Below are 15,969 nucleotides of genomic sequence, written 5' to 3' on the forward strand. Positions count from 1 at the left end.
CGGGCCCGCATGTCCCGGCGCGCGGAAGCACGCCGGGACACGCGGCGGGCGCCTCTGACGAGAGCGCCCGCGCGAGCCTCAGACCCCGAAAGCGGCCGGATACTCGATCATTCCCCGCGGCAGTGGCGCGGAATCGCCCGACCCGTCGAGGACGAGCGCCATCATGGCCTCGTCGGGAACCTCGAAGCCTGGCCGGATCCCGTAGCCGGAAGCGGGCCGGAAACCGAACCTCGGGTAGTACTCGGGATGCCCGAGGACCAGGACGAGCCGCTCCCCACGCGCCCGCGTCGCGTCGAGCACCGCGCGTACGACGGCCGATCCGGCCCCCGTCCGCTGGTACTCGGGCAGCACGGCGACGGGCGCGAGGGCGAGCGCGGGCGCCCCGTCCACCCGGCAGCGGGTGATCAGGGCGTGGGCCGCGACCGAGCCGTCCGGCGCCTCGGCGACGTAGGACAGGCCGGGGAGCCAGGCGCCGGGGTCCGCGCGGAGCGCGTCGACCAGGTCGGCCTCGGCGCTCGTCGGGAAGGCGGCGGCGTGCACGGCGTGCACGGCGGCGGTGTCCTCGGCGGTCTCCGGCCTGGTGGGCCAGGCGTCGACCGGCCGCAGGACATAGCCGGTGTAGCCGAACTCCGTCCCGTGTTCGCGGCGCATCGCGATCTCCTCGCGAGTCGCGGCGAGCGCCTCGGCCATCCCGGGCGCGCCGGGGTCGGCCGCGTCCGCGCGCGCGGCGAGCGGCCCGTAGTACTCCGCCCAGTCGGACTCGGGCTGCGCGTGTACGCCGAGTACCGCGTACCCGGCGGCGGTCGCGGCCCGGGCGTTGTCGGCGCTCGTACGCAGCGTGTAGTGCCGATCCCAGAAGGCACGGGCCGCCGCGGACGGCTCGGGGGTGGTCCACTCGCACTCGGTGAGGACGAGCGAGCCGCCGGGCGCGAGCAGCCGGCGCCAGGCGCGCAGGGCGGTGTCGAAGCCGATGCCGTACACCGAACTCTCGGCCCAGACGAGGTCGAACGACGCGTCAGGGCAGGGAAGCGCGGCCATGTCGGCCCGGAGGGCGGTGATCGAGCCGGTGAGCCCGCGCCGAAGCGCCGCCGCGCGGAGCTCGTCCAGGAACGGCTCGTGCAGATCGACGGCCGTCACCTCGGCGCCCGCCTCGGCGGCGAGCAGCAGGGAAGCCCGCCCGGGACCGCAGCCCAGGTCGAGCACGCGCGGCCGCTCGGGCAGCGCGCCGGCGAGACGGAGCAGCCGCCGGGTGGTGTCGTCGGAGCCGGGACCCTGCCGCGGAAGGCCGTGGTGCAGGGCGAAGAAGGCGTCGGTGATGGAAGCGTGGTCGGTCGACGTGTTGTCGGTCGACGTGTTCTCGGTCAACGTGGGAAACCCTTGGATGAGGGGCCCGCTGACGCGGCGTACGGAAGGCGTACGAGAGGTCAGACGCGGGCCCGGCAAGTGGGGACACACATGGCGCCGCGTGGAGCGGCGCACGCCACGGCAGTCATCGACCACCTCCGAAGTCACCAGGGCTCCGCACTGTCAGGAGCCGTCGCGACCGTACCACCGTCCGCGATCACGGCGCCCGCGGTTTCTCAGTGGCAGAGCCCGGCCTCGTGCCGCGCGTAGCCGCTGGGCTCCAGCTGGAAGGTGCAGTGCTCCACGTCGAAGTGGTCGCCCAGGCAGCCCTGAAGCTCGTGGAGCATCTTCTCGTGGCCGATCGATTCGAGCGTGCCGGAGCCCACCACGACGTGCGCGGAGAGCACGGGCATGCCCGAGGTGATCGTCCAGGCGTGCAGGTCGTGGACCTCCTCGACGCCGGGCAGGGCGAGTATGTGGGCCCGTACCTGCGTCATGTCGACATCCTTGGGCGCGGATTCGAGGAGGACGTTCAGGGTCTCCTTCAGGAGTTTCACCGTGCGCGGGACGATCATGACGCCGATGACGAGCGAGGCGACGGGGTCCGCCGCCTGCCATCCGGTGAGCATGATCACGGCCGCCGAGACGATGACCGTCACGGAGCCGAGGGTGTCCGCCACCACCTCAAGGAACGCGCCCCGCACATTGAGGCTGTCCTTCTGGCCGCGCATCAGGAGCGTCAGCGAGATCATGTTGGCGACGAGGCCGAAGGCGCCGAACCAGACGGTCAGGGAGCCCTGCGTCTGGGCCGGGGTGATGAACCGCTCGACCGCCTCGTACAGCACGTAGCCGCCGACGGTCAGGAGCAGCAGGCAGTTGGCGAGCGCGGCGAGTATCTCGGCGCGGGCGTAGCCGAAGGTGCGGTTCTCGGTGGCCGGGCGGTTCGCGAAGTGGATCGCCAGCAGGGCCATGCCGAGCCCGACCGCGTCCGTCGCCATGTGCGTCGCGTCCGCGATCAGGGCGAGGGAGTCGGCCATGACGCCGCCCACGATCTGGGCCAGCATGACGGTGATGGTGATGGCGAGCGCCACCCGCAGGCGCCCCTTGTAGGCGTTGGCCGCCGTTCCCGTCGTGGGTGCCCCGTGTGTGTGTCCGTGATCGTGCCCAGCCCCCATGGAGCCGCCTCCCCGAGTCGTCATCGGCCTGCCGTTCGGTGGTCGCGCGACCACAGTGAACTACGGGCGGGGGGTATTGGCAACGCGGCACTGAACACCGTTGTCACCTGCCCTGACCTGCGAAAATGGCAACGGTTGCCGTCAAGGGAAGGTGTGCAGGTCAGGACCTCGCGACGTAGCCCGCGACGCGCTCAGGGGCGGTCGCGGCGCGCCTCGGGGTGATGCAGACACCACCCCGCCCACGCCGACTCGACCATCTCGCGCACCGAGCGGCGTGCCCTCCAGTCCAGCTCCTTCGCGGCGAGCCGCGCGTCGGCCACGGCACGCGGCGCGTCGCCCACGCGGGCGGGCTCCACGAGGGCGGGCCTGTCGTCGCCGCTCACCTCGCCGATGAGATCGATCAGTTCGCGTACGGAAACGCCCTCGCCGCGGCCGATGTTCACCGTGAGGTCGCCCTCGGCGCCCCGCGTGAGCCGGTGGGCCGCCGCCAGGTGGGCCTCCGCGAGGTCGGACACGTGGATGTAGTCCCGTACGCAGGTGCCGTCCGGGGTGGGATGGGTGGCGCCGAAGATCCGCGGCGGCTCGTCGCGCGTGAGGCGGTCGAAGACCATCGGGATGACGTTGAACACGCCGGTGTCGGCGAGCTCCGGAGCCGCGGCGCCCGCCACGTTGAAGTAGCGCAGGCACACCGTCGCGATGCCGTGCGCCCGGCCCGCCGCCCGCACCAGCCACTCCCCGGCGAGCTTCGTCTCGCCGTAGGGGCTGACCGGAGCGCACGGCGTGTCCTCGCCGACGAGGTCCACGTCCGGCGGGTTGCCGTACACCGCCGCCGACGAGGAGAAGACGAACCGCTCGACCCCGGCATCGGCCACCGCTTCGAGGAGCGTCGTCAGGCCGCCCAGGTTCTCCCGGTAGTAGCGCAGCGGCTGCTCCACCGACTCGCCGACCTGCTTGCGGGCCGCGAGGTGCACCACACCGGTGACGGCGTGCTCGGCGAGGACCCGGCGCACCAGACCGCCGTCGAGCGAGGAGCCCTTGATGAGGGGAATGTCCGCGGGCAGCCGCCCCGGCACCCCGGAGGAGACGTCGTCCAGGACGACGACGTCCTCACCGGCACCGGCCATGACCCGCGCCACATGTGCCCCGATGTATCCCGCTCCGCCTGTGATCAGCCATGTCATGGGCGACCACCCTAAGCGAACACTCCGGGGGTGCTAAACGGCCGCTCCGGGACAAGCCGGGCGTGGTGCGGGCGCGGTTTGTGAGGGCGGCCCCCCATCCACCATGATGATCGCGAGGGCCGGGGTCCTCGCAGACCGCCCTTACGGGGCGTGAACGGGTGGTGAACGCCCGCTTCCCGGCATCCGATAGCCTCTGCCGACGTGCCGCCCGGCCCATGGCCAGGGGCGCCCCTCTTACGCACGTGCCCGGCGCGAGCCGCGCCGGGAATCAAGGAGTGAGTTCGTCTGTCGACCGCCATCCTCACCGGTCAGCCGGTACCCGGGTCGCCGCTCGAAGGTGATCTGCGGTCCCTCGGTTTCGACGTGCGGGTCGCCTCCGACGCTGCGGACGCCGAGACGCTGCTCGCCGCCGTACCGGCCGGCCTGCGCGTCGCCGTCGTCGACACGCGCTTCGTCGGTCACGTCCACGCCTTGCGCCTCGCCCTCACCGACCCCCGCTTCGCCGCCTCCGCGGTGCCCGGCGCCGTCACGGCCAAGCCCGAGGCCCGCCAGGAGCTGACCCGCGCCCTGCGGGCGAGCGCCGCGGCCCACGGCGGCGTGGCGACCCTCGACGCGCTCCCGGACTCCATCGCCGCGGCCATGGAGTCCGGCGCCACCGATGTGCACCGCCCCGACCTCGGCACCCTCGTCGCCACCGTGCCCGACGACCCGCAGGCCCGCAACGAGGCCCGGCAGGCCGTCGCCGCCGTCGACGACGAGGCCGTGCGCCTGCGCGGCGCGGTCAAGGCCCGCGACGGCTTCTTCACCACGTACTGCATCTCCCCGTACTCGCGCTACCTCGCCCGGTGGTGCGCGCGCCGGGGCCTGACCCCCAACCAGGTCACCACCGCCTCGCTGCTCACCGCCCTGATCGCGGCGGGCTGCGCGGCGACCGGCACGCGCGGCGGCTTCGTCGCGGCCGGTGTGCTGCTGCTCCTCTCCTTCGTCCTGGACTGCACGGACGGCCAGCTCGCCCGCTACTCCCTCCAGTACTCCACGCTCGGCGCCTGGCTCGACGCGACCTTCGACCGGGCCAAGGAGTACGCGTACTACGCGGGCCTCGCGCTCGGCGCGGCCCGCGGCGGGGACGACGTGTGGGCGCTCGCGCTCGGCGCGATGGTGCTCCAGACCTGCCGGCACGTCGTGGACTTCTCCTTCAACGAGGCGAACCACGACGCCAGCGCCAACACCAGCCCCACCGCCGCCCTCTCCGACAAACTCGACAGCGTCGGCTGGACGGTCTGGCTGCGCCGGATGATCGTGCTGCCCATCGGCGAGCGCTGGGCGATGATCGCCGTGCTCACCGCGGTCACCACCCCGCGCATCACCCTCGTCGTCCTGCTCGTCGGCTGCGCGCTCGCCGCCTGCTACACCACCGCGGGCCGCGTCCTGCGCTCGGTGACCCGCAAGGCCACCCGCACCGACCGCGCCGCGGCCGCGCTCGCCGACCTCGCCGACGGCGGCTCGCTCGCCTGGGCCTTCGCCGCCCTGCGGAGCCGTTGGCCGCTGCCCGCGCCCGCCATCGCCCTCCTCGGCGGCGCGGTGGTCGTCGCCGTGGCCGCGTTCACCTCGTACGGCAGCTCCTGGGTGATCGTCGGTGGCGTGGTCTACGTCGCGCTCTGTGGCCTGGCGCTCGCGCGGCCCCTCAAGGGCCCCCTCGACTGGCTGGTGCCGCCGTTCTTCCGGGCCGCCGAGTACGGCACGATCCTGGTGCTCGCGGCCAAAGCGGACGTGAACGGCAGCCTGCCGGCGGCTTTCGGGCTGGTGGCCGCTGTCGCCTACCATCACTACGACACGGTGTACCGCATCAAGGGCGGTACGGGCGCACCTCCGCGCCGGCTGGTGCGGGCGATCGGCGGCCAGGAAGGCAGGACCCTCGTGGTCGTGCTGGCCGCGGCCCTGCTGCCCGCAGAAGATTTCACCGTCGCGCTCACGGCACTCGCCGTGGCCGTGGCACTCGTGGTGCTCGTCGAGAGCATCCGCTTCTGGGTGACCGCTCACAAGCGTGGCGCACCCGCCGTACACGATGAAGGAGAACCCGCATGATCGGCCTCGTCCTTGCCGCAGGCGCCGGACGGCGTCTCCGTCCCTACACGGACACGCTGCCCAAGGCTCTGGTGCCCGTCGACGGGGAGACCACGATCCTCGACCTGACGCTCGGCAACTTCGCGGAGATCGGTCTCACCGAGGTCGCGATCATCGTCGGCTACAAGAAGGAAGCCGTCTACGAGCGCAAGGCGGCCCTTGAGGCGAAGTACAACCTCAAGCTCACGCTGATCGACAACGACAAGGCCGAGGAGTGGAACAACGCCTACTCCCTGTGGTGCGGGCGTGACGCCATCAAGCACGACGTGATCCTCGCCAACGGCGACACCGTGCACCCGGTCTCCGTCGAGAAGACGCTGCTCGCCGCGCGCGGCAACGGCCAGAAGATCATCCTCGCCCTCGACACGGTGAAGCAGCTCGCCGACGAGGAGATGAAGGTCATCGTCGACGACGCCAAGGGCGTGCAGCGCATCACGAAGCTGATGGACCCCTCCGAGGCCACCGGCGAGTACATCGGCGTCACCCTCATCGAGGGCTCCGCCGCCGAAGAGCTCGCCGACGCCCTGAAGACCACCTTCGAGCGCGACCCCGACCTCTACTACGAGGACGGCTACCAGGAGCTCGTCAACCGCGGCTTCAAGGTGGACGTGGCCCCGATCGGCGACGTCACGTGGGTCGAGATCGACAACCACGACGACCTCGCCAAGGGACGGGAGATCGCGTGCCAGTACTGACGAGGCTCATCCCCTCGCCCGTCGTCGTCGACATCCGGCCGGGGGCGCTCAACGACCTGGCCGGTGTCCTCGCCGACCAGCGGATCTGCTCGTCGACCGGCAAGCTCGCCATCGCCATCAGCGGTGGCTCCGGTGCGGTCCTGCGGGACCGTCTCATGCCGTCACTGCCGGGCGCCGAGTGGTTCGAGGTGGGCGGCGGCACGCTGGACGACGCCATCAAGCTCGCCGACGCCATGAAGAAGGGCCGCTACGACGCGGTCGTCGGCCTCGGCGGCGGCAAGATCATCGACTGCGCCAAGTTCGCCGCGGCGCGCGTGGGTCTGCCGCTGGTCGCCGTCGCGACGAACCTGTCGCACGACGGCCTCTGCTCCCCGGTCGCGACGCTCGACAACGACGCGGGCCGCGGCTCGTACGGCGTGCCGAACCCCATCGCGGTCGTCATCGACCTCGACGTGATCCGTGAGGCACCCGTCCGTTTCGTCCGCTCCGGCATCGGCGACGCCCTGTCCAACATCTCCGCGATCGCGGACTGGGAGCTCGCCGCCCGCGAGCGCGGCGAGGACATCGACGGCCTCGCCGCCGCCATGGCCCGCCAGGCCGGCGAGGCCGTGCTCCGCCACCCCGGTGGCGTCGGCGACGACGCCTTCCTCCAGGTCCTCGCCGAGGGTCTGGTCCTCACCGGCATCGCCATGTCCGTGTCGGGCGACTCCCGCCCGGCGTCCGGCGCCTGCCACGAGATCAACCACGCCTTCGACCTCCTCCACCCCAAGCGCGCCGCGAGCCACGGCGAGCAGTGCGGCCTCGGCGCGGCCTTCGCGATGCACCTGCGCGGTGCCCGCGAGGAGTCGGCGTACATGGCCTCCGTGCTGCGCCGCCACGGCCTGCCCGTGCTGCCGGAGGAGATCGGCTTCACCGTGGACGAGTTCGTCAAGGTCGTGGAGTTCGCTCCGCAGACCCGCCCGGGCCGCTACACGATCCTCGAACACCTCGACCTGTCCACCGACCAGATCAGGGACGCATACGCCGACTATGCAAAAACCATCGGTAGCTGAGCTCCGCCCGGTCGTCCACCCCCCGGGGGTGAAGGACCGGCGGAGCGGCGAACACTGGGCCGGCCGGCTCTACATGCGCGAGGTCTCCCTGCGCATCGACCGGCACCTGGTGAACACGCGGGTCACGCCCAACCAGCTGACCTACGTGATGACCGTCGCCGGCGCCCTCGCCGCCCCCGCCCTGCTGGTACCGGGCATCACGGGCGCGGTGCTCGGCGTGGTCGCGGTCCAGCTCTACCTGCTGCTCGACTGCGTGGACGGCGAGATCGCCCGCTGGAAGAAGCAGTACTCGATGTCCGGGGTCTACCTGGACCGCGTCGCCGCCTACCTGTGCGACGCCGCGGTCCTGGTCGGCTTCGGCCTGCGCGCCGCCGACATCTGGGGCTCCGGGCGCATCGACTGGCTGTGGGCCTTCCTCGGCACCCTGGCCGCCCTCGGCGCGATCCTGATCAAGGCCGAGACCGACCTCGTCGGCGTGGCCCGTCACCAGACGGGCAAGGAGCCGGTCAAGGAGTCCGCGGCCGAGCCGCGCTCCTCCGGCATGGCGCTGGCCCGCAAGGCCGCCGCCGCGCTGAAGTTCCACCGGCTCATCCTCGGGGTCGAGGCGTCCCTGCTGATCCTGGTCATCGCGATCGTGGACCAGGCCAGGGGCGACCTGTTCTTCTCGCGTCTGGGCGTGGCGGTCCTCGCCGGCATCGCGCTGGTGCAGACCCTGCTCCACCTCGTGTCCATCCTCGTATCGAGCAGGTTGAAGTGAGCACCCCCAGTAGTCCGGGCTCCTCGGCACAGAAGCTGAAGGTCGGCGCCGTCATCATCACGATGGGCAACCGGCCGCAGGAGCTGCGCGCCCTCCTCGACTCGGTCGCCAAGCAGGACGGCGACCCGGTCGAGGTGGTCGTGGTCGGCAACGGCGCCCCGGTGCCGGACGTCCCCGAAGGCGTACGCACGATCGAGCTGCCCGAGAACCTCGGCATCCCCGGCGGCCGCAACGTCGGCATCGAGGCCTTCGGCCCCGGCGGCACCGACGTCGACATCCTGCTCTTCCTCGACGACGACGGGCTCCTGGCCAACACCGACACGGCGCGGTTGTGCCGCGAGGCCTTCGCGGCCGACCCGGAGCTCGGCATCATCAGCTTCCGCATCGCGGACCCGGACACGGGCGAGACCCAGCGGCGGCACGTGCCGCGGCTGCGGGCCTCGGACCCGATGCGCTCCTCGCGCGTGACGACGTTCCTCGGCGGGGCCAACGCCGTGCGCGCCAAGGTCATAGAACAGGTGGGTCCGCTTCCGGGCGAGTTCTTCTACGCCCACGAGGAGACCGACCTCGCCTGGCGCGCGCTGAACGCGGGCTGGATGATCGACTACCGCTCCGACATGGTGCTCCTGCACCCGACGACGGCCCCCTCGCGGCACGCGGTCTACCACCGCATGGTGGCCCGCAACCGCGTCTGGCTGGCCCGCCGGAACCTTCCGGTGCTCCTCGTCCCGGTCTACCTCGGCGTCTGGATGCTCCTGACCCTCGCCCGGCGTCCGTCGGGGCCCGCCCTGAAGGCCTGGTTCGGTGGTTTCAAGGAGGGCTGGACCACGCCCTGCGGCCCTCGCAGGCCCATGAAGTGGCGTACGGTGTGGCGGCTGACCCGGCTGGGCCGACCTCCCGTCATCTGACAAGCTCGGGTCTGACACCATCTGGGCCATACCCCGGTCCCTGGCCCACGCCTACGCCCGACCGGCTGCGCATCTGAAGACGAAAGTTTCCACTCGTGAGTGAGACAACGCATGACGGCGGAGTCGCGGTGAGCGCGCCCCCGTCGCCCGATGACGGGCTCTCCCGCGCCGAGCTCGCCGCCAAGTACGGTCTGACCGTCAGCGGCGCACGGCCCGGACTTTTCGAGTACGTCCGCCAGCTCTGGGGGCGGCGCCACTTCATCCTCGCCTTCTCCCAGGCGAAGCTGACCGCCCAGTACAGTCAGGCCAAGCTCGGCCAGCTCTGGCAGGTGGCCACGCCGCTCTTGAACGCGGCGGTCTACTTCTTCATCTTCGGCCTGCTGCTCGGTGCCAGAGAGGGCATCCCGCACGACATCTATGTGCCGTTCCTGGTGACGGGCGTCTTCGTCTTCACGTTCACCCAGAGCTCGGTCATGGCGGGCGTGCGGGCGATCTCCGGCAACCTCGGCCTGGTCAGGGCCCTGCACTTCCCCCGGGCCTCGCTGCCGATCTCCTTCGCGCTCCAGCAGCTCCAGCAGCTGCTCTTCTCGATGATCGTGCTCGTCGTGATCATGTGCGCGTTCGGGATCTTCCCCGCCCTGTCCTGGCTCCTGGTCCTGCCCGCGCTGATCCTTCAGTTCGTCTTCAACATGGGCCTGGCACTGATCTTCGCCCGGATGGGCAGCAAGACGCCCGACCTGGCCCAGCTCATGCCGTTCGTGATGCGGACCTGGATGTACGCGTCGGGCGTCATGTTCAGCATCCCCGCGATGCTCGCGACCAAGGAGAGCGTGCCCGGCTGGGTCGGTGACGTGCTCCAGTGGAATCCGGCCTCCATCTACATGGACCTGATCCGCTTCGCCATGATCGACAAGTACGACTCCTCGTACCTGCCGCCGCACGTGTGGGCCTTCGCCGTCGGCTGGGCCGTCGTGATCGGCGTGGTCGGCTTCGTGTACTTCTGGAAGGCTGAGGAGCGTTACGGCCGTGGCTGAGGACGACAAGATCACCGACAAGGGGCACATCCCCACCGTCATCGCCGACGACCTGCACATCGTCTACCGCGTCAACGGCGCGCGTACGGGCAAGGGCAGCGCCACCTCCGCGCTGAGCCGCATCCTCAGGCGCGGCGAGGAGCGCGGGGTCCGCAAGGTGCACGCCGTGCGCGGCGTCAGCTTCACCGCCTACCGCGGCGAGGCCATCGGCCTGATCGGCTCCAACGGCTCGGGCAAGTCCACGCTGCTGCGCGCCATCGCCGGGCTGCTCCCCGCCGAGCAGGGCAAGGTCTACACCGACGGCCAGCCCTCCCTGCTCGGCGTGAACGCGGCCCTGATGAACGACCTGACCGGCGAGCGCAACGTCATCCTCGGCGGCCTGGCGATGGGCATGTCCCGCGAGCAGGTCAAGCAGCGCTACGAGGACATCGTCGACTTCTCCGGCATCAACGAGAAGGGTGACTTCATCACCCTGCCGATGCGTACGTACTCCTCCGGCATGGCGGCGCGCCTGCGCTTCTCCATCGCCGCGGCCAAGGACCACGACGTGCTGATGATCGACGAGGCGCTCGCCACCGGCGACCGCAAGTTCCAGAAGCGCTCCGAGGCCCGCATCCGCGAGCTGCGCAAGGAGGCCGGCACGGTCTTCCTCGTCAGCCACAACAACAAGTCCATCCGCGACACCTGCGACCGGGTGCTCTGGCTGGAGCGCGGCGAGCTGCGCATGGACGGCCCGACCGACGAGGTCATCAAGGAGTACGAGAAGTTCACGGGCAAGTAGCCCATTTGCGCCATCGGGATTCGCCCGTCCGATGACAGGCCCCGCCGGGCCCGGCCCGGCGGGGCCTGTCGTGCTCATGCGACCCTGGAGCCCCACCGCACCCTCAACTCACTTAAATACGTGGAAGGTTGACGCCAATCGGTGTGTTGTTGTGATGTGCGGAACACCCCGACGATGCGGGTTGGGTTGTACAACGTAAGCTGTACCGGTGCTGATTCGCGGCAAGTGGGGCGATATGGCGCGGCGCCCCGGCCTCGGAGCACGGTCCGCCTCCGGTGAGGGCAGGCGGCGTGTCCGAAATAGGATGTATTGGGTCGGCAGTGTAGAACGGGAGAGTGACGGCAATGGCTACGGATGATCTCCGGCTCCGCGATGCTTCCGCCGTCCTCGACAAGGCCGCGGACGAGAACTTCCCGGTGGCTCCGTTCTTCCTGCCGCGGGCCTGGCGCGACGACCTCATGGCGGTCTACGGCGTCGTGCGGCTCATCGACGACATCGGCGACGGCGACCTGGAGCCCGGGGCCGGCCACGCGGGACGCCTCGGCGTGGACCCCGCCCGTGCCGAGGATCCGCTGCGGATGCTCGACGCGGTCGAGGCCGACCTGCGCGAGGTCTTCGGCGGCGGCAGGCCCAGCCACCCGCTGGTGCGCTCGCTCGTCGCGCCCGCCGAGCGCGGGACCCTGACGCTCGCCCCCTTCCTCGACCTGATCGCGGCCAACCGCCAGGACCAGCACATCGGGCGCTACGAGACCCACGACGACCTGGTGGCGTACTGCGCCCTCTCGGCCAACCCCATCGGCCGCCTCGTCCTCGCCATCACCGGCACAGAGACCCCCGAGCGCATCCGCCGCTCGGACGCGGTCTGCACCGCCCTGCAGATCGTCGAGCACATCCAGGACGTCGCCGAGGATCTCCGGCGCGACCGCATCTACCTGCCCATCGAGGACATGAAGCGCTTCCACGTCACCGAGACGGATCTGGCCTCGGCCACCGCAGGCGCGTCGGTGCGCGCACTGGTCGCGTACGAAACGGAACGCGCCCGCTGCCTCCTGAATGAAGGCACCCCCCTGGTGGGTAGCGTCCACGGCAGGCTCAAGCTGCTGCTCGCCGGGTTCGTCGCCGGCGGGAGGGCGACGGTCCGGGCGATCGTCGACGCGGGGTACGACGTACTGCCCGGACCGCCCAAGCCCGCCAAGTCCCGCCTGCTGCGCGAGGCCGGAGCGGTTCTGCGAGGAGAGGGGTGAGCCGGACCGTGGAAACAGACCCGCAGATGTCCGCACCGGTGCTCGCCGCGTACAGCTACTGCGAGACCGTCACCGGACAGCAGGCACGCAACTTCGCCTACGGCATCAGGCTCCTCCCGGCGCCGAAGCGGCGCGCGATGTCCGCGCTCTACGCGCTCTCGCGGCGCGTGGACGACATCGGCGACGGCAACCTCGCGCCGGAGGTCAAGGCGGACCGGCTCGACGAGACCCGCAAGCTGGTGACCCGCATCGACGAGGGCGCGGTCGACGAGGACGACACCGACCCGGTCGCGGTCGCCCTCGCCCACGCCGCCGCGCGCTTCCCCATCCCGATGAGCGGCCTCGGCGAACTGATCGACGGCGTCCAGATGGACGTACGCGGCGAGACGTACGAGACCTGGGAGGACCTTCAGGTCTACTGCCGCTGTGTGGCCGGTGCCATCGGGCGGCTCTCGCTCGGTGTGTTCGGCACGGAGCGGGGGGCGCTCCACGCCGAGCGGGCACCGGAGTACGCCGACACGCTCGGCCTCGCGCTCCAGCTCACCAACATCCTGCGCGACGTGCGCGAGGACGCCGGGGACGGGCGGACCTACCTGCCCGCCGAGGACCTCGCCAAGTTCGGCTGCTCCGCCGGGTTCTCGGGCTCCGAGCCGCCCGCGGGCTCCGACTTCGCCGGGCTCGTGCACTTCGAGGTCCGCAGGGCACGCGCCCTGTTCGCCGAGGGGTACCGCCTGCTGCCCATGCTGGACCGGCGCAGCGGCGCCTGCGTCGCGGCCATGGCCGGCATCTACCGCCGCCTGCTCGACCGCATCGAGCGCGAACCGGAGGCCGTCCTGCGCGGCCGCGTCTCGCTGCCGGGCCACGAGAAGGCGTACGTCGCCGTACGCGGCCTGTCCGGCCTCGATGCGCGGCACGTGTCACGCCGGACTCTCAGGAGGCGCGCGTGAGACGGGTCCCGGGCGTGGAGGGGGCGGCTGTGGCGGCCTCCGCGAAGCGGTGGGCAACCCTCCGCTCCACGACGGCGTCCCAGACTGCGATGGCCGAAGGAGAGGGTGCGTGAACAGCGACGACATGCGGCCCGACGGGCCGCCCGAGAACCTTGGAGGCCGCCCCGACGGGGCGGCCGTAGTGATCGGCGGCGGGCTCGCGGGGGTCACCGCCGCGCTCTCCCTCGCCGACGCCGGACTGCGCGTGACGCTCCTCGAAGGACGGCCGCGGCTCGGTGGGCTCGCCTTCTCCTTCCGGCGCGGCGACCTGACCGTCGACAACGGCCAGCACGTCTACCTCCGCTGCTGCACCGCCTACCGCTGGTTCCTCGACCGCGTCGGCGGCGCGCACCTCGCGCCTCTGCAGGAACGTCTCGACGTGCCCGTGCTCGACGCCGACCGCAACCGGCTCGGACGGCTGCGCCGCGCCGAACTGCCCGTCCCGCTGCACCTGGCGGCGAGCCTCGCCACCTATCCCCACCTCTCGCCGGCCGAGCGCGTCAAGGTCGGGCGCGCCGCGCTCGCCCTCAAGGGCCTCGACCCGGCCGACCCGCTGCTCGACACGCAGGACTTCGGGAGCTGGCTCGCCAGGCACGGCCAGTCGCCGCGCGCCATCGAAGCCCTCTGGGACCTCGTGGGCGTCGCCACGCTCAACGCCGTCGCCGGCGACGCCTCCCTCGGGCTCGCCGCCATGGTGTTCAAGACCGGGCTGCTCTCCGATCCCGGCGCCGCCGACATCGGCTGGTCGCGGGTACCGCTCGGCGACCTGCACGACACACTGGCCCGCCGGGCGCTCGACGCCGCGGGGGTCCGCACCGAGGTGAAGGCGCGCGTCACCTCCATCTCCCGTACCGGCGACGGCGGTTGGCGCGTCGACATGCCGGGCGAGACCATCGACGCCGACACCGTCGTCCTCGCCGTGCCGCAGCGCGAGGCCCACGACCTGCTCCCGGACGGGGCGCTCGACCAGCCCGACCGGCTGCTCGACATCGACGACGCGCCCATCCTCAACGTGCACGTCGTGTACGACAGGAAGGTCCTGAAGCGGCCGTTCTTCGCCGCCCTCGGCACACCCATCCAGTGGGTCTTCGACCGCACCGAGGCCTCCGGGCTCACCGAGGGGCAGTACCTCGCGCTCTCGCAGTCCGCCGCGCAGGACGAGATCGACGCGCCTGTCGCCGCGCTGCGCGAGCGCTACCTTCCCGAGCTCGAACGGCTGCTGCCCGCCGCGCACGGCGCGAAGGTGCGGGACTTCTTCGTGACCCGCGAGCGCACCGCCACCTTCGCGCCCACCCCGGGCGTCGGCCGGCTCAGGCCAGGCGCGCGCACCAGGGCCCGCGGCCTGTACCTCGCGGGCGCGTGGACCGCCACCGGCTGGCCCGCGACCATGGAGGGCGCCGTGCGCAGCGGCATCAGCGCGGCCGAGGCCGCCCTCTTCGCACTCGACCGCCCCCGTGACCATCTCTTCGCATTCGAGGGGGCGGTGGCGTGAAGCTCGACCTCCTGGGGTCAGCTCCCCAGGGAACAAGCACCGGAATCAGAGGAGAAACTGTGCCGACTGTGCCCTCGGCCGAAACGGCTGCCGACACGGTGGACGTGACCTCACTGCTCGAGCGCGGAAGGACCCTGGCCACCCCGGTGCTGCGGGCCGCTGTGGACCGCCTCGCGCCCCCCATGAACACCGTGGCCGCCTACCACTTCGGCTGGATCGACGCCGCGGGCAACCCGTCCGACGGCGACGGCGGCAAGGCCGTGCGTCCCGCGCTCGCGCTGCTCTCCGCGGAGGCCGCGGGCGCGGCCCCCGAGGTCGGCGTGCCCGGCGCGGTCGCCGTGGAGCTCGTGCACAACTTCTCGCTCCTGCACGACGACCTGATGGACGGCGACGAGCAGCGCCGCCACCGCGACACGGTGTGGAAGGTGCACGGCCCCGCGCAGGCCATCCTCGTCGGCGACGCCCTCTTCGCGCTCGCCAACGAGATCCTCCTTGAGATCGGCACCGTCGAGGCGGGCCGCGCCACACGCCGCCTCACCGCCGCCACGCGCGCGCTCATCGACGGCCAGGCGCAGGACATCTCGTACGAGCACCGCGAGCGGGTCACCGTCGAGGAGTGCCTGGAGATGGAGGGCAACAAGACGGGCGCCCTGCTCGCCTGCGCCGTCTCCATCGGCGCCGTGCTCGGCGGCGCGGACGACCGCACCGCCGACGTCCTGGAGAAGTACGGCTACCACCTCGGCCTCGCCTTCCAGGCCGTGGACGACCTGCTCGGCATCTGGGGCGACCCGGAGGCCACCGGCAAGCGGACCTGGAGCGACCTGCGCCAGCGCAAGAAGTCCCTGCCGGTGGTGGCCGCGCTCGCCGCGGGCGGCCCCGCCTCCGAGCGGCTCGGGGAGCTGCTCGCCGCCGACGCCAAGAGCAGCGACTTCGACAGCTTCTCCGAGGAGGAGTTCGCCGTGCGCGCCGCCCTGATCGAAGAGGCGGGCGGACGCCGGTGGACCGCCGAGGAGGCCCGGCGTCAGCACAGCGTCGCCATCGAGGCGCTGGACACCGTATCCATGCCGGACCGGGTGCGGGAGCAGCTCGTCGCACTCGCCGACTTCGTCGTCGTACGAAAGAGATGATCACTATCGGCCGAATATGACTCGCAGTCGCCGGCCGGCGCACCGCGTCGGCCGACGGCGGACCCACAG

The 15,969-nt window shown here is 71.6% G+C and carries 14 protein-coding genes; 11 read left to right on the plus strand and 3 right to left on the minus strand.

From position 1 onward, the window contains the following. Positions 1-78: 78 nt before the first annotated feature. The 3 genes from ACRAKF_RS33390 to galE all read right to left on the minus strand — a co-directional run bounded on the left by ACRAKF_RS33390 (position 79) and on the right by galE (position 3,700). Positions 79-1,365 carry a GNAT family N-acetyltransferase gene (locus ACRAKF_RS33390; protein ID WP_447041619.1) on the minus strand — a complete coding sequence of 429 codons (1,287 nt, stop codon included), beginning with the start codon at positions 1,363-1,365 and terminating at the stop codon, positions 79-81. A gap of 215 nt (positions 1,366-1,580) precedes the next feature. Next, complete coding sequence (locus ACRAKF_RS33395; protein ID WP_447041621.1) at positions 1,581-2,519, minus strand: cation diffusion facilitator family transporter; 939 nt, start codon at positions 2,517-2,519, stop codon at positions 1,581-1,583. A 191-nt stretch (positions 2,520-2,710) separates the two neighbouring features. Beyond that, positions 2,711-3,700: a UDP-glucose 4-epimerase GalE gene (gene galE, locus ACRAKF_RS33400; protein WP_447041623.1), complete on the minus strand. Its 990-nt coding sequence runs from the start codon at positions 3,698-3,700 to the stop codon at positions 2,711-2,713. 285 nt (positions 3,701-3,985) lie between these two features. Here galE and ACRAKF_RS33405 point away from each other — a divergent pair, with 285 nt between their 5' ends. The 11 genes from ACRAKF_RS33405 to ACRAKF_RS33455 all read left to right on the plus strand — a co-directional run bounded on the left by ACRAKF_RS33405 (position 3,986) and on the right by ACRAKF_RS33455 (position 15,900). Then, positions 3,986-5,785, plus strand: a complete 1,800-nt coding sequence (locus tag ACRAKF_RS33405) for a DUF5941 domain-containing protein (RefSeq protein WP_447042291.1) — start codon at positions 3,986-3,988, stop codon at positions 5,783-5,785. Further along, the gene (locus ACRAKF_RS33410) at positions 5,782-6,519 is read left to right on the plus strand and encodes a phosphocholine cytidylyltransferase family protein (RefSeq protein WP_447041625.1); all 738 of its coding nucleotides are present in this window, start codon (positions 5,782-5,784) and stop codon (positions 6,517-6,519) included. Before ACRAKF_RS33405 ends, ACRAKF_RS33410 begins: the two co-directional genes overlap by 4 nt. Next, complete coding sequence (locus ACRAKF_RS33415; RefSeq protein WP_447041627.1) at positions 6,507-7,571, plus strand: iron-containing alcohol dehydrogenase family protein; 1,065 nt, start codon at positions 6,507-6,509, stop codon at positions 7,569-7,571. The genes ACRAKF_RS33410 and ACRAKF_RS33415 overlap by 13 nt, the downstream gene beginning before the upstream one ends. Further along, the gene (locus ACRAKF_RS33420; protein ID WP_447041628.1) at positions 7,549-8,328 is read left to right on the plus strand and encodes a CDP-alcohol phosphatidyltransferase family protein; all 780 of its coding nucleotides are present in this window, start codon (positions 7,549-7,551) and stop codon (positions 8,326-8,328) included. The genes ACRAKF_RS33415 and ACRAKF_RS33420 overlap by 23 nt, the downstream gene beginning before the upstream one ends. 35 nt (positions 8,329-8,363) lie before the next feature. Next, entirely contained in the window at positions 8,364-9,236 is an 873-nt protein-coding gene (locus ACRAKF_RS33425; protein ID WP_447042292.1) for a glycosyltransferase family 2 protein, read from the plus strand. A 95-nt stretch (positions 9,237-9,331) separates the two neighbouring features. Then, on the plus strand, positions 9,332-10,270 hold the full coding sequence (locus ACRAKF_RS33430) for an ABC transporter permease (RefSeq protein WP_447041630.1): 939 nt from the start codon (positions 9,332-9,334) through the stop codon (positions 10,268-10,270). Continuing rightward, positions 10,263-11,051: an ABC transporter ATP-binding protein gene (locus ACRAKF_RS33435; RefSeq protein ID WP_447041632.1), complete on the plus strand. Its 789-nt coding sequence runs from the start codon at positions 10,263-10,265 to the stop codon at positions 11,049-11,051. The genes ACRAKF_RS33430 and ACRAKF_RS33435 overlap by 8 nt, the downstream gene beginning before the upstream one ends. Positions 11,052-11,395: 344 nt before the next feature. Next, positions 11,396-12,295 (plus strand): squalene synthase HpnC, encoded by a 900-nt coding sequence (gene hpnC / locus ACRAKF_RS33440; RefSeq protein WP_447041633.1) that lies wholly within the window; start codon positions 11,396-11,398, stop codon positions 12,293-12,295. A 26-nt stretch (positions 12,296-12,321) separates the two neighbouring features. Further along, positions 12,322-13,242 (plus strand): presqualene diphosphate synthase HpnD, encoded by a 921-nt coding sequence (gene hpnD / locus ACRAKF_RS33445; protein ID WP_447041635.1) that lies wholly within the window; start codon positions 12,322-12,324, stop codon positions 13,240-13,242. A gap of 124 nt (positions 13,243-13,366) precedes the next feature. Then, a complete protein-coding gene (gene hpnE / locus ACRAKF_RS33450) occupies positions 13,367-14,773 on the plus strand; it encodes a hydroxysqualene dehydroxylase HpnE (protein WP_447042293.1) in 1,407 nt (468 codons plus the stop codon). Continuing rightward, positions 14,770-15,900, plus strand: a complete 1,131-nt coding sequence (locus ACRAKF_RS33455) for a polyprenyl synthetase family protein (protein ID WP_447041636.1) — start codon at positions 14,770-14,772, stop codon at positions 15,898-15,900. Before hpnE ends, ACRAKF_RS33455 begins: the two co-directional genes overlap by 4 nt. Positions 15,901-15,969: the final 69 nt, after the last annotated feature.

The organism is Streptomyces sp. DSM 118878 (assembly GCF_052936595.1).